Source organism: Ureibacillus sp. FSL K6-8385, assembly GCF_038593155.1.
Classification (GTDB): domain Bacteria; phylum Bacillota; class Bacilli; order Bacillales_A; family Planococcaceae; genus Ureibacillus; species Ureibacillus terrenus.
In genome coordinates this window covers 718,310-733,192 of record NZ_CP151968.1, presented here as the reverse complement: position 1 = coordinate 733,192, position 14,883 = coordinate 718,310, and the positions used below count along the sequence as shown (strand labels likewise).

Sequence of the window (14,883 nt, the reverse complement as noted above, 5' to 3'; positions counted from 1 at the left end):
TGGATTGTTTTTTAAGTTTGTCCGAAAAGGAAAAGAATATGCGTGCGTTTGGCGTCCAATTTCATCCAATTCGCTAAGAAATCGGCTGGTTCAAGGATTCTCTCAACTCGGAAATAATTTTCTTTTCCAATCTTGAAATGTATGATTGCGAAATTCCCAAATGGTCCGCCACTTCTTTTTGCGTCATTTCTTTTTTGCCGTTTAAACCGAAACGGCATTCCATGATATATCTTTCTCTCTCGCTTAATCCGTTGATCGCTTCAAACATCGACGCACGCTCAATTTTTTTCTCTACATCATTCATAATAATTTCTTCATCTGTGCCCAAAATATCGGATAATAGCAGTTCGTTGCCATCCGGATCGGAATTCAGCGGCTCATCCAATGAAACTTCGCTCTTCATACGACTTGTCTTTCTCAAATACATTAAAATTTCATTTTCGATGCAACGGGAGGCGTATGTGGCGAGCTTAATATTCTTTTCTTTATTGTAGGTTTCAATTGCTTTGATCAGTCCGATAGATCCAATACTGATCAAATCTTCAATCGGTGTCCCTGTATTATCGAAACGTCTTGCAATGTATACAACAAGGCGCAAGTTTCTCTCAATTAATGTGTCCCGTGCTTTCATATCACCGTTCATAAAAGCTTCAATTACTGACATTTCTTCTTCTCTAGACAATGGTACCGGCAAGGAATCATGACCTCCTATATAGTATGTTTTTTTGGTGCGAAACTTACTAAATATTTTTAAAAGCAGTTCTTTTAATCTTTCAAACAACCATTCTCCCCCTTTTTTGAATTAGTTCAACGCTAAAATGTGGAGTATCATCTGTGCATTCTGCGGAAAGCGGGCATCGTGCCTTGTAAACACCACGTATTCATCCAATATTTCCTTCTTTATGTTTCCGTAAAGAACCAGACGGTCAAATCGAAAGGCTAACGCATTGGACGTTTCTTTTTGTACCGTTGACAATGTCAATACTCTGATCCTAGGGTACATAAAGGAAGGAAACATTGTGAGTTGATAAGGATTGTTGTCGTCCCAGGTAAGCAATCCTTTTTTGAGTTCTTCCGGCAGCTTTTCCTCCACTGCCCGGTACGATAAAAAATGCACCGGCTTGCCGCTGATCGGTTCCACACATTCATTTCCAGTGTCAATGAATCCTTTCAACGAGAAGGTTTGTTGAAAGAGCTCCAATTCACAGTCCACAAGAAAAGATTGTTGGAGCTTTTCCTTCACCATATTTCTCCATTTTGAATGAATGAAAGTCAAACTGAGAACCGCAATGCTTAAACAAAAGATAAAAAAAATGAGATCGGATTGGCGGAGCAAAAAGGGCAATAAACTGGTGAGCAACCCGCCAATAAAAAAGGTGGCAATCAAAAGCACTGTTCCTTGTTTCAACAATGTTTGAACCCGAAAGGAGAATGCGAGTCCAATTAAAAGAACAAAACTTAGAACAGCTCCGGCAAATGATTGATAAAGAACCGATGACACGAGGCCGCTAACGAATGCACTGAAAACCAACCTTCGCTTCTTTACATACAATCCCGTTATTTCTTTCGTAAATTTTAATAAAAAGTAATTAAATAACGTATTGTATAGTACGAGTAATTCTCCAATCATTTTAGCGTCCTCCTATTGATAGATTAACACTGCCGGCATGTGGAAAATGTCAAAACGTCGTAACGAAACGGGAGTTTTTATTGACAAAATATTTCATAGAACGGGAAAATATGCATAAAAAAAAAGGACTATCCAGAAATATTTTCTTTATTTCCAGATAGTTCCCTTACTATATTTGCCGGATATGGAAAAACTTATTTGAATTAAATGTCGATTTTTTTATTTTTTGTAACAATATTTCCAAAAAACTTTATAATATTATTGGTTCCGATTGCGACGATTTCTCAAGAATGTCGGTATATCTAAAATATCTTCCTGCTGACTGCGGGAATATTCCGGTTGTTGCGGCTCAATCGTGCGTTCGCGCACCGGAGCGGGTTGCTGGCTTTGGCCGTTGTTTCCTTGGGAATTGCGCACATTTAAAGATGGCCGGACACTTTGAGCGCTTTGAGGTGCAGCGTCGTCAAAGCCAGTTGCAATCACTGTTACGATGATTTCATCATTCAAGTTTTCATTGATGACGGATCCAAAAATCATATTCACTTCTTCATCCGAAGCGGATGCTACGATATCCGCTGCTTCTTGCACTTCAAACAGGCTCAAGTTTGTTCCGCCTGTAATGTTCATAATCACGCCTTTTGCGCCATCGATGGAAGTTTCAAGAAGCGGGCTGGAAATCGCTTTTTTTGCAGCCTCTGTTGCGCGATTTTCGCCTGAAGCAATACCGATTCCCATCAAAGCAGAGCCTTTATTGGACATGATGGTTTTCACGTCGGCGAAGTCCAAGTTGATGAGTCCTGGCGTTGCAATCAAGTCGGAAATCCCTTGTACACCTTGGCGCAATACATTATCCGCTTCACGGAAAGCTTCAAGCATCGGAGTGTTTTTATCAACAATTTGCAATAGTTTATCGTTCGGAATGACAATCAGTGTATCCACTGCTTCTTTCATTGCAGCAATTCCACTGATTGCTTGTGTTTGCCTCTTTTTCCCTTCAAAGGAAAACGGCCGTGTAACAACACCAACAGTCAGTGCTCCCATATCTTTTGCAATTTGAGAGATGATTGGTGCGGCACCTGTTCCAGTTCCTCCACCCATGCCTGCAGTGACAAACACCATATCGGCTCCACGTACCACTTCTTCAATCTGTTCTCTGCTTTCTTCGGCAGCCTTCTTACCAATCTCAGGATTTGCCCCTGCACCTAATCCACGAGTCAGTTTACTACCAATTTGCAATTTTATTTCCGCTTTTGATAGATTCAAAGCTTGCGCATCTGTATTGACAGCAATAAATTCAACACCTTGAAGTCCATGTTCAATCATTCGGTTGACAGCATTATTTCCTCCACCGCCAACACCAATAACTTTGATTTTGGCGAGTTGGTCGATATTCGTATCAAATTCTAACATTCTTTCTCCTCCTGCCACACTAGTCTAAGATTTTTTGGATTTTTTCTTTTCATTATTCAAAAAATTTATCAAATAGCCGCTTTGCTTTATTAAAAACGCTCGTTTTCTGGACGTTTTCAGCCTTTTCAGATACATGAGATTGTTTTTTAGGAGGAGTAGTAGAACCTACCGTTTGATAAACAGGTGCTTCTGAAGCCGGATCTCTTTTGAAGAATTCATCTTCCAAATGGGCATAACAGATTAAGCCGACAGCGGTTGTATATGAGGGATCCCGAACGCCAATATAATCAGGTATATAAATTCTGACCCGCGTCTGCATCACTTGGCGGGCAAGTTGCGCAATCCCTTCCAATGAAGCAACGCCACCTGAAATGACAATTCCGCCTGGCAAATCTCGAACACCCATTCGAGCCAATTCGTCCAAAACGAGTTCAAACAATTCTTCCAAACGTGAACTGATGATTTCCGATATGAATTTTTGATTGTACTCTTCCGTCGCATCTGTCCCTACAACCGGCACTTCAAAAATCTCGTCTTCCGAAGCCACTTCATAGAATGCATGTCCAAACTCTCTCTTTATTTTTTCGGCATGTTCTGTCGGAGTTTTTAGTATGATCGACAAATCTTTTGTGATATGGTCTCCGCCGACAGGAACAACGCCGGTGTGTGTCAACAGACCATCTTCAAATACGGCAATCGTGGTTGAACCGCCGCCTATATCAATGAATGCAGTACCTTGGTTTTTTTCGTCTTCGGTTAATGCAAAATATCCGGCAGCTAAAGGCTGCAAATAAATTTCTTTTATATCAAGCCCCGCCCGTTCAACGCATCTTAAGATATTATGCAATAATGTGCGGGAAGTGGTAATCATCGTTGCATCCATTTCCAGCCGTATACCAATCATTCCGCGGGGATCTTTAATTTCATCGAGGTTATCCACAATAAACTGTTTTGGAATGATATTGACAAGCTCTCGCTCCGGTGGGATTGACATCACTTGGGCAGATTCAAATACCCGATTTAAATCTTCATCTGTGATTTCGCGATTTTCGCTGTTTACCGCAACCACGCCTTTTACCGGCTGCAGTACCGTTTGATTTGCGGGTATTCCTAAAACTACTTCTCTAACTTCTATGCCTGTCATTCGTTCTGCCTGTTCTACAGCTTTTTTGATCGAGTGAACAGTTGCATCTATGTCAACAATCGTACCTTTTCTTACCCCATTTGATTTTGCATTCCCCACACCAATCACATGCAACTGGCCATCGGTTACATCGCCGATTAGAACTTTGATCGAAGATGAACCGATATCGAGGGAAATATATATATTTTGATGATTCATTCCACCGCACCTCCTTCGAATGCTACTCCACTCATTCTATTTTAAAATATTATATATGTCTAAGTAAATTTTTCTATAACATCATACATAATAAATTGTACTGCTATTATACAGTTTTTTCACCCTTTTTTACATGTCTGTCTTCCCACTTTTGTATCAAAATTCGTCGAATAATAGCAATATTTTGAAAAAGTCTGACCCCGAATGCAAAAATGGCAGCCAAATACAAATCTACTCCCAAATGGACACCCAAAAATGCCAGTCCAATGGCCAATGCGATGTTAAAGAAAAATCCTGTGATGAATACTTTATCGTCATAAACCTGCTGCAAATTGGCCCTGATTCCTCCGACAATGGTATCAAGCGCGGCAAGCACGGCAATCGATAAATAGTTTTCATATGCAGAAGGTATTTGAATGTCCGTTAATAACCCGAAAGCCAACCCTAAAATCAACCCTAAAAATGGCAACCACATATATTAATCCCCTTCACCTTTCTGCAAATACATATTCGTGAATTCTCCGTCATAGGCACCAATCGTGATATCTTCCCTGGCCGGATAAATGGTCAACTTCAAATTGTCAATGTAGAAATCATCCCGAAAAGTGGACGCATATAAATAGCTGTACAGTTTTTCAGCTTGTTCGAATGATTCGGTAATAATCAAAATATCGACATTGGAATTGCTGATCGGAACGCTGTTGACCGTCGTCCTTCCATTGATATCCCGGATGGCTGTTGTATGAACAACCCTTTGTCCATCTATTTCGATATATAACCCGTTATAACGGTAAATTTCATTTACCAGGCGAATCAAAAGGTCCGGAGGTATCGGCTCCACTTTATAGCCGCTGAGAATCAATTCTTCCGCCGGTTGAATATTTAAATGAACCCCGGGGCCTGTCACTTTTGTAAGGCCGGCCCTTTTCCTCAGATCGTCAACAGTCGATTGCAGAGCTTTCCCCTGTTCTTCACTGTCTTCATCTTCATATTCCGCTTTTATTTTTTTTAGGGAGGCAATTTCATTTAATAGTTCCGAATGCAGCCTTTTTTCTTCCGCGAGCTCATGGCGTATTTCCCAAATATCTCTTGTGTCACGGGATTCAGGTTTTTTGACGGTGTTATATTGGACTGCAATCATAAAGCCCACAACAAAGGAAATGATCGTGATCCGTATGACTACATTTCTTTCCACCTACCTGCCCCCTTTTGCCATTTGGATATTGTCAACCGCCTGGATTGTTACGACAATCGAGTCGTTGATCAACTGATCAAAAACTCCTCCAGTAATTTTTAATGCGGAAATTAATGTTTCGGAATTCCCGATTGCTTCAATTTCAAATGGAGCAGGATATTGTTTTCCATCGACGGTTATCACAGGGCCGTTGCAATGAATATAAGAATTCGGTTTCAACCGGTGCCCATTGATGGCGATGGCTTCCGCGCCGGAGATCTTTAATTCATTAACGACCATAAAAATGTGGCTTTCATGCACGATATAGTCATTGGGATTCGTCGATTTCGGATCATAATCCCCATCTTTCAATGTGACTTTGATTCCTTCCCCATGGGCCGGCAACTCGCCGAGAATCAATCTTAACTTTTCGGCCTCCTGGGCCAATTCCTTATAATCCTCCGCATGTTCGGTCAATGACTGTTCATGCTCCCGGATCTGGCCTTTCAGTTCATTCAGTTCATCCATCAATTCTTTATTTCTTTCTTGTTGATTAATAAGCTCCGTACGATAATAATCTTCTTGCTCCAAAAACTTTGAACGGAGTGTTTTGTCATCTTTTGCCAAATTATATGAATAACCGATAATGAAACCTGTAACGATACAAACAAAAAGCGAAATAAAGTGTTTTCTCGTGATTTTCCCCTGCTTATGTTGAAGGCGGCCCATCATTTTCCACATCCTGTTCAACCGGTTCATTATCGGATTGTTTGTCCTTATTCAAGTTTTTATACTCTTCCGAATAAGGTTTGAAATAGGATCCGACTTCAATATCAATAATTCCTTTTTCTTTTTTTCCGGAGCTTTCAATCTGGGCAACGATCGCCGGATAATATTTCATTTTCTCTGCAAGGGAAGTGATTTCCGCCCGCACCTCGTAGCCATCATTCATATATAACGTTATGGCATACGGGTCCGTTTCGGTAGAAGCCAAATTAATTTGGGATATTAATGCCAGCACTTCTTCATCCAGTTTGGCCAATTCTTTTAGGACCATTTCCCGTAATTCCTCATCTTGAAAGTCCAAAAAGATGGGGGCATCCATAGGGGGAATGGTTTCGGAGGATTTATAGATTATTCCATTTTCTAATATCGGATAAAACTGATTGTTTTCAAAAATATAGGCGACCTTCCGATACTCTTCAACCTCAATGTCCACTTCCGTCAACAATTTCCGCTTGACTTTCACATCTTTGACCCATTCTTCCTTCAGTTTCTTTTCAACCTTCGAGGTTTTGAATCCCCACATGGAATCGCCTTTTTGAAGCCCGGATTTTTCTATGTAATAACCTTCCGTTGCCAGACCGGCTCCAGACACCTTAATTTTTTTAATATTGCTGTAAGGGGATTGGAAATAAAGGAGTAAAAATAACGTTCCAACAAATAAGGAAATGATGACGGCAAACTTTATGTTCGTTCGCCTTCTCCTTTTCTTCTTCAGCGTTGGTATACGTTCTTCAATATCAATGACTTTGTCCATTTTTACTCCCCCTTTCCATTTAAGCGGTTCGATTCGATATTGATATGATCACACCAACGACAAACCAGAGTATCATCAGCGAAGTGCCGCCATAGCTGATAAATGGCAACGTCACCCCGGTCACCGGAAAGAGCCCGATGACAACCCCGATATTCAGCGCCGCCTGGAAGCCAATCATTGCCACAAGGGAGCTGATGGCGAAAAAATCGGAACTTCTCGTCGCCTGCAATGCCAAACCCATTCCGGAATAGATGAACAAACAAAACAGCAGGATAATGAAACATCCGCCCAAAAATCCGATTTCCTCCAAGATGATGGAAAAAATGAAATCGTTTTGCGGTTCAGGCAAATACAAAAACTTTTGCCGGCTTTGCTGAAAACCGTGTCCGAGGAGCCCCGCAGGACCGATTGCCATCAGGGACTGCACCGCCTGGAAACCGCTGCCCAATGGATCCTGCCAAGGATCGAGAAATGCTTCGATGCGTTTCAGGCGGTACGGAGCAGCGGCGATGAGCCCCACTAAACCAATTACTCCAAGAAAAATGAAAGCCACATAAAGTTTAATTGGGTATCTCGCAATGAAAAGCAAAATGAAGGAAGATACAACCAATATAAACACGGAGCCAAAATCCGGCTGCAGCATGATCAAAGCGCTTGGAATAATGATGATGAGAAAATGCTGAAGCCGAACAACCCGCTCACCGCTGGGCACTTTGCTTAAGAGAAAGCTTAAAACCATCAGTGTCGTAATTTTCACCAATTCGGCAGGCTGAACCGTCAATGGTCCGATGCCGATCCAGCTTCGGGAGCCGTTTCGTTCAAGACCGATGCCCGGAACTAATACGAGCACAAGAAGCAAAAGGGAAAAAATATATAAACTGACCCATGTTTTCTCTTTGTGAAAAACCGGCATATTGGAGACGATGAAAAAAACAATGAGTGCAAGGAGAAGATAAACCGATTGTTTAATGTAAAACGGTAGTTCTCCCTCGTAATGAACCGCACTCCAATATGTTCCCGCCGAATAAATGAAAATCACACCGACAACGGAAAGCATGAAAGCCGAAAGAATAAATAGCCTTTTATACGTAAATTTCAGTGAAGGCATCCTTTCTTAAAATATTTTGCTTCTAATTTTATGAAGTCGATTAAGAAAGTTTCATTGCCGCCTCGATAAATAAATCTCCCCGGACTTCAAAGCTTTTATATTGGTCCCAGCTGGCACAAGCCGGTGACAATAAAATGACATCTCCGCTTTCAGACAATTTGGCAGCCTTTTCAACCGCATCCTCAATATTTTCGGCAATTTCGCAATTCTTCACATTGCAGGATTTTGCAAATTCGATAAAGCGATGCTTCGTCTCGCCCATCGCTACGACAGCTTTGACATTTTTCATTGCATCCCGCAATTCTTCAAAGGAATGTCCACGGTCAAGCCCTCCGGCAATTAACACGATCGGCTGTTGAAAGGCCTCCAGCGCCACCTTGGTTGCCAGGCAATTGGTAGCCTTTGAATCGTTGTAAATTTTTCTGCCTTTCCATTCGCGGACAAATTGGGTGCGGTGGCGGACACCTGAGAAAGTTTTTAAAACCTTTTCCATCGCCGAGCGGTCGCATCCATAGATATTGCAAACGGCTACCGCAGCCAAAATGTTTTGCAGATTGTGCTTGCCCGGCAAAGCAATAATGTCTCTGGAAATAAACGGTTCACCTTGCCAATAAATGGTTGTTTCATCGGCGCTGATTCCATCTTTCATACGGCCCCGAATGCTGAAAGGTATTTTGGTTGCCTTGGAATTTCTCGCCCATTCGACAACGACGTCCTGGTCACCGTTATAAATCAAATAGTCTTCTTCAGTCTGATTTTTTGTGATGCCGAATTTTGCTTTTGCATATTCCTCAAAGGTGCCATGGTAGTCTAAATGGGCATTGTATAAATTGGTCAGCACCGCGATTTTGGGCCTGAATTGGTCGATACCCATCAATTGGAACGAAGATAATTCCGTTACGATCACTTCATCTTTTGTGGCTTTTTCAGCGACACCGCATGCGACTGTTCCGATATTTCCGGCTATTCTCGGGCGTCGGCCTCCTTCTTTCAGCATTTCATAAATCAATGTGGTAGTCGTTGTTTTCCCATTGGTACCGGTAATCCCGATCATTGGGGCTTCGCTTACTAAATAAGCCAATTCAATTTCTGTTATGACGGGTAAATTTCTTGAAAGCGCATCTTTGACAATCGGATTCGTATACGGAATGCCAGGATTTTTTACGACCAGTTCAAATCCTTCATCCAATAAATCTTCCGGATGTCTTCCGCAAATGACAGTAATCCCTTTTTTCAATAAAGCTTGGGCGTCGGGATTTTCATCAAAAGGTTTTGCGTCATTCACCGTCACAAAAGCGCCGAGTTTATGTAATAGCAAAGATGCCGCTACCCCGCTTTTTGCCAATCCTAATACCAGTACTTTTTTGTGTTGGAATTTTGTTGTTTGAATCATAAATATGCCTCCGCTATCACAGCAATCATTGCTACTAATAATGCCATTGTCCAAAATACACCGACCACTTTTCTTTCCGACCAGCCGGATAATTCAAAGTGGTGATGGATTGGTGCCATTTTAAAAATGCGTTTTCCTCTTGTTTTAAAGCTGATGACTTGAAGGATTACGGATAATGTTTCAACGACGAATACAAGTCCTACAAGCAACAGCAATAATTCTTCCTTGACGATGATGGAAACGAGTCCCAATGCTCCTCCCAGCGCCAGAGAACCCGTATCCCCCATAAAAACTTTTGCAGGATTTGCATTGAAGATCAGGAATCCCAGCAAGGCCCCGGTCACAGCAAAGGTAAAGACGGCCACATCCGCCTGTTCATTGAACAGCGCAATCACTCCGAAAGCGCTGAACGCAATCGATGCTGTGCCGGCTACCAGGCCATCCAAGCCATCCGTCAAATTGACCGCATTGGAAAAACCGACAAGCCAAAAAATTAAAAAGGCTACATATAGAATCCCCAAATCAATGGACCAATCCGTAAAAGGAATGGCGATGGACGTATCAAAAGTCCCCAGCCTTAATAATAGAAAAGCCAATATGGAGATCACGATTTGGCCGATTAATTTTTGTAATGAAGTCAATCCTAAGTTTCTTTTTAAAACGATTTTAATGCTGTCATCCAGGAGTCCAATCACCCCGAATCCCACCAATACAAGCAGCAGCACAACGGATTGGGTTGTAAATAGATTAAACATTTTCCCAGCGATGATTGTGGTGGCAATGATGGAAATCAGAAAAATGACTCCCCCCATCGTCGGGGTTCCCGCTTTTTTCATATGCGATTTTGGACCCTCAGTCCTTATACTTTGACCAAATTTCAGTCGACGAAGTATTGGTATGAATATCGGTCCCAATATCACAGAAATAAGAAAGGATATTGCTAATATGGTTATTGTTGTTTCGATAGACATATTAAATCTCCCTCAAAAACTTCTTTCTGAATTGTTTTCTACAATATCACAAATAAATTCATGGCACCAACTGAAATTTATTCCAAAATGCTCCTACGGAAATAAGTTTATCACCGTAGGAGGCAAAATATAAGAACTATTTCCCAATTGTTCAATCCCCCAAATAAAGATGGATTGTTCCGTCAACTTCCAATAAATTATCCGGCTCAGGCAATTGGGATTTTACCACTTCCCCTTTCCCGTGCATTTCAATATGGAAAGGATAATGCAATTTCATAATTTCATCCACTTTCATACCCACCAAATTCGGCACCCGCTCTGTCACAGGATCGCCCCAGCGATACTGCTTTTCCATCTGACCTTCCCGATTGACTTTTAGGCCGATGATCGGAGCGATGTCTTCTATAATTTGTCCGACGATCGGGGCGGCAATGGTGCTTCCAAATACAACCGAACTTTTTGGACTATCAATGGCCACATAGACGACGATTTGCGGGTCGTTGCTTGGTGCAAAGCCGATGAAAGAAACAATATATTCGCCGGATTTGTAGCGGCCATTTTCCGCCTTTTGGGCGGTCCCTGTCTTGCCTCCGATGCGAAGCCCATCCCGATAAGCATTGCGCCCTGAACCATTTGCAACGACGGATTCCAAAGCATACCTTACTTTTTCGGAAGTTTTCTCGCTGATAACGGTACGCTTCAGCTCCGGTTTGTTTTCGAGGATTGTTTTTCCGGTTTCTGAATCAACAATTTTCGAAACGACATAAGGCCTATACAATTTCCCGCCGTTGATCACCGCAGACACTGCTTGGACTTGTTGAATCGGCGTCACGGCAATCCCTTGCCCGAAAGATGTCGTTGCATGCTCGACAGGTCCGAAAGCTTCTTTTGAAAACAAGATGCCGCTCGCCTCACCGGCAATGTTGGAGCCTGTCGGTTCCCCAAATCCGAAATTTTTGATGTATTGCAACAGTTTATCGGGCCCTACCCGTTGCCCAAGTTCAATAAAGCCCGGGTTGCAGGAATTTTCGACCACTTCCAAAAATGTTTGCCGGCCATGCCCTTCGCGTTTCCAGCATCGAAGCCTTGAATCTTCCACGATGGTATACCCTTTATCATAAAAAGTCTCTTTATCCAAATCCACTTTCCCTTCCTCAAGGGCAGCGGCAAGGGTGATGATTTTGAATGTCGATCCGGGCTCAAATGTCATCCAGACAGGCAGATTGCGGTTGTAAATTTCCGGTTTCGCTTCTTCATAATTGCTCGGATCGTAGGTTGGAAATGATGCAAGCGCCAATATTTCCCCCGTTTTCGGATTCATGGCGATTGCCAATGCTTGTTCCGCATTATATTTCTCCATTGCTTGAGAAAGTTCACGTTCAACCACTTTCTGGACTTCCAAATCGATCGTTAATTGCACCGTCGCTCCCTGTTTTCCTTCTCTCCACTCATCATCTACATGCGGCAATGCATTCCCTTTTGCATCCGTATACAAACGGATTGCTGCGTCTTTTGATGTCAAATACTTGTCGTATTGATATTCAATTCCTGCTAGGCCTTGGGTATCGTAGCCCGTGAATCCCAGCAAACGGGACAGCAAATTTCCATAAGGGTAATGCCGGACATAATCCACACCGGTATAGAGGCCGTCAATTTTCATTGCTTGAAGCTGGACGGCTTGTTCATACGTAATGTTTTTTCCTTCCGGTGCAAGTTTGACTAGGTAAGATTTTGAGTTCATCTTTTCATATAGTTTTTTTTCATCAACTTTTAAGACGGATGCAATCTGCTTCGCAGCCTGTTCAATATTATCATTCTGGGCCGGCATAAAATAGAGGGTCGGAGCCAATTTATTCGTGACAATCACTTCTCCGTTCCTGTCAACAATTTTCCCCCGTTCCGAGGCGAACGGAATTTCACGATCCCAGTTTTCTTTTGCAAGCTCCGTCAATTGATCATGCTGGATCACTTGTACATAAAACAGCCGGATAATGGTGGCTGCCACAAAAAGAATAAAGCAGTATAACACAAACCTTAACCGTTTTTTCGAAACGGTCGAAATCCACTTCATTCGACACCTCACCTCATTTTTAACAAGGTATGAATCGAACTTCTCATCTATTCAAAAGCAATTTGATTAATCTTGCGGCAGCTCGCCGTTTTCCTTTCCTTCCGGCGCAAACAATTCTTCAGGTCTCTTTAATTTCACCACGATCGGGGAAGAATCGTTAATGATTGTATTTTCTGTAACACTTTGGCTTTCAACATAGCCCTCCCCTACAACCTCGATGTTTATTCCCGACATCGCTTTGTAGATGAGAACATTTCTTAATGACCAATTTTTGAATGAAGGTAATGTAATTTTGCCATCCGTTTTCAGGAAGACCAAACTGTTTTTCAATAAAGAAGTTCCTTGTTTCGGATATTGGTCGGCAATTTCCCCTCCTTCCCCGATAATGACCGGTTTCAGTCCTTTGCTCTCCAATTCTTGTTTTATGGCAGAAGCATTTTTCCCAATATAATTCTCTATATTGACACTTTCCACCGGTTTGACATCATCCGGATCGATATTCAAATACTTCAGGCTGTTTTCCATTACCGGTTTAAACACTTTAGCCACCGGTTCAGACCCAATTTCCGAAGCTTTTAAGTTCGGTCTTTTCACCGCCACATAGATAATCAATTGCGGATCATCGGCAGGAGCAAAACCTAAAAATGAATATAAATAGTTATTTTTTCCATACAAATACCCTTTGCCATTTGGATTTGGTATTTGGGCAGTACCTGTTTTCCCCGCAACATTATATCCTTCGATTTGATATCTTCTTGCAGTCCCTGCTTCCGAAGTTACGGTGGAGGCCAAGATTTGCCTTACCTGTTTCGCGGTTTTTGCGGAAATCGGTTTTCCTTTTGCTTTCGGCTTATGTTTTTCAATCACTTTTCCTGTTGTGGAATCAACGATTTTATCGATAACATGCGGCTGCATCATGACGCCGTCATTGGTGATGGCGGTCATCGCTTGCACAAGCTGGATCGGGGTAACGGTAGAGCCTTGTCCAAATGAAGTGGTGACGTAGTTGATCGGATACCGGGTCAAAATCGTGCCGGTAGATTCATCCGGCAGGTCGATTCCCGTCTTTTTGCCGAAGCCAAAGTCTTGCAAATATTGAATGAACGTTTCATTTCCCATTGATTGAAGCAAGTTTGCCATAGCGGTGTTCGATGAACGTTGGAAACCTTCCAAGTAAGTAATCCGGCCCCATCCGTAGATATTATGATCGCGGATGGTGCTGTCAGCCACTTTGTATGCACCGGATTGATACGTTGCATTTGGATTCCAATGGCCGGAATCAATGGCAGCGGCCAATGTGAAAGTTTTCATTGTAGATCCGGGCTCAATCACTTCCTGTGTTACATAGTTTAGCCAATTGTTTTCCAACCCTATTTTTGTTTCCGGATCGAACGTCGGACGTTGGCTCATCGCCAGAATTTCTCCGGTTTTTGCATCGGCGACAATCCCGACCATGACCTCCGGATTATATTCCTTATAAACCTTCGTCATCGTATCTTCCAAAAAGTTTTGAATCGTTTTATCGATTGTCAGATAGATGTTGTTCCCGTTCTTTGCGGGCTTGACCATTTTTTCCCGGTTTGGCAACAAATAATGGAAGGCATCGGTTTCATATTTGATTTTTCCATTTTCGCCGGTCAATTGTTTATTGTATGTCAGTTCCAGCCCCATTTTCCCTACGGAAATGAATGTTCCATCTTTCTGCTCTTCCCTTTGGGTATAACCAATCAAATGGGATGCAAATACACCGTTGGGATAATATCTTTTTGTATCGCTCACAAATTTGATTCCCGGCAATTTTTCTTTTTCAATTTTTGTTTTGGTTTCATGGCTGATGCCCCTTCCGGCAGAGCCGAACTCAACTTGATAATAGTACCCGCCATCCGGTTTCCGCTTTGTTAAAATCCTATAAATATCTTTTTCATCCATGGAAATATATTTGGCCAGCACTTTTGCCGTTTTTTCGGGGTCTGTTACGTGCTGCGGCTTTTCCGGATCGGTTGTTGCGGCCGGATTGACGATGGCGATCAACCGATAGCTTAATGTATCCTCGGCAATCACCTCTCCGTTCCGGTCCAATATTTTCCCCCGTTCGGCGGTAATCACCGCTTCTTTTTGATACAATGCAGCAGCCTTTGCTTTTAATTGTTCCCCTTCGACTTGGCCGGTCGCCTGAATATAGGCGATTCTAAGGAATAATGCAAAAAAGAGCCCTCCGTAAAAGATAAACATTAGAAAGGCTCC

Annotated in this window: 13 protein-coding genes; all 13 read right to left on the bottom strand. The window is 42.3% G+C overall.

The annotated features are described in order from the left end of the window. Positions 1–73: 73 nt before the first annotated feature. The 13 genes from sigE to NST62_RS03430 all read right to left on the bottom strand — a co-directional run bounded on the left by sigE (position 74) and on the right by NST62_RS03430 (position 14,871). Positions 74–781: an RNA polymerase sporulation sigma factor SigE gene (gene sigE, locus NST62_RS03490; protein WP_141601491.1), complete on the bottom strand. Its 708-nt coding sequence runs from the start codon at positions 779–781 to the stop codon at positions 74–76. A 21-nt stretch (positions 782–802) separates the two neighbouring features. Next, positions 803–1,630, bottom strand: a complete 828-nt coding sequence (locus NST62_RS03485) for a sigma-E processing peptidase SpoIIGA (RefSeq protein ID WP_141601490.1) — start codon at positions 1,628–1,630, stop codon at positions 803–805. A gap of 258 nt (positions 1,631–1,888) precedes the next feature. Beyond that, on the bottom strand, positions 1,889–3,040 hold the full coding sequence (ftsZ, locus tag NST62_RS03480) for a cell division protein FtsZ (RefSeq protein ID WP_141601489.1): 1,152 nt from the start codon (positions 3,038–3,040) through the stop codon (positions 1,889–1,891). A 52-nt stretch (positions 3,041–3,092) separates the two neighbouring features. Beyond that, a complete protein-coding gene (ftsA, locus tag NST62_RS03475; RefSeq protein ID WP_328214984.1) occupies positions 3,093–4,382 on the bottom strand; it encodes a cell division protein FtsA in 1,290 nt (429 codons plus the stop codon). A gap of 106 nt (positions 4,383–4,488) precedes the next feature. Next, positions 4,489–4,857 carry a small basic family protein gene (locus NST62_RS03470; protein WP_141601487.1) on the bottom strand — a complete coding sequence of 123 codons (369 nt, stop codon included), beginning with the start codon at positions 4,855–4,857 and terminating at the stop codon, positions 4,489–4,491. A 3-nt stretch (positions 4,858–4,860) separates the two neighbouring features. Continuing rightward, the gene (locus tag NST62_RS03465; RefSeq protein WP_141601486.1) at positions 4,861–5,577 is read right to left on the bottom strand and encodes a DUF881 domain-containing protein; all 717 of its coding nucleotides are present in this window, start codon (positions 5,575–5,577) and stop codon (positions 4,861–4,863) included. Further along, positions 5,578–6,285 (bottom strand): DUF881 domain-containing protein, encoded by a 708-nt coding sequence (locus NST62_RS03460; protein WP_141601624.1) that lies wholly within the window; start codon positions 6,283–6,285, stop codon positions 5,578–5,580. It lies immediately after the preceding gene. Next, complete coding sequence (locus tag NST62_RS03455) at positions 6,266–7,096, bottom strand: cell division protein FtsQ/DivIB (RefSeq protein WP_141601485.1); 831 nt, start codon at positions 7,094–7,096, stop codon at positions 6,266–6,268. Before NST62_RS03455 ends, NST62_RS03460 begins: the two co-directional genes overlap by 20 nt. A 19-nt stretch (positions 7,097–7,115) precedes the next feature. Further along, the gene (locus NST62_RS03450; protein WP_141601484.1) at positions 7,116–8,204 is read right to left on the bottom strand and encodes a putative peptidoglycan glycosyltransferase FtsW; all 1,089 of its coding nucleotides are present in this window, start codon (positions 8,202–8,204) and stop codon (positions 7,116–7,118) included. A 40-nt stretch (positions 8,205–8,244) separates the two neighbouring features. Beyond that, a complete protein-coding gene (gene murD / locus NST62_RS03445) occupies positions 8,245–9,597 on the bottom strand; it encodes a UDP-N-acetylmuramoyl-L-alanine--D-glutamate ligase (RefSeq protein WP_342463149.1) in 1,353 nt (450 codons plus the stop codon). Next, entirely contained in the window at positions 9,594–10,568 is a 975-nt protein-coding gene (gene mraY, locus NST62_RS03440) for a phospho-N-acetylmuramoyl-pentapeptide-transferase (RefSeq protein ID WP_141601482.1), read from the bottom strand. The genes murD and mraY overlap by 4 nt, the downstream gene beginning before the upstream one ends. 151 nt (positions 10,569–10,719) lie before the next feature. After that, positions 10,720–12,639: a stage V sporulation protein D gene (locus NST62_RS03435; protein WP_328219598.1), complete on the bottom strand. Its 1,920-nt coding sequence runs from the start codon at positions 12,637–12,639 to the stop codon at positions 10,720–10,722. Positions 12,640–12,705: 66 nt separating this feature from the next. Next, positions 12,706–14,871 carry a penicillin-binding protein gene (locus NST62_RS03430; RefSeq protein WP_328214973.1) on the bottom strand — a complete coding sequence of 722 codons (2,166 nt, stop codon included), beginning with the start codon at positions 14,869–14,871 and terminating at the stop codon, positions 12,706–12,708. Positions 14,872–14,883: the final 12 nt, after the last annotated feature.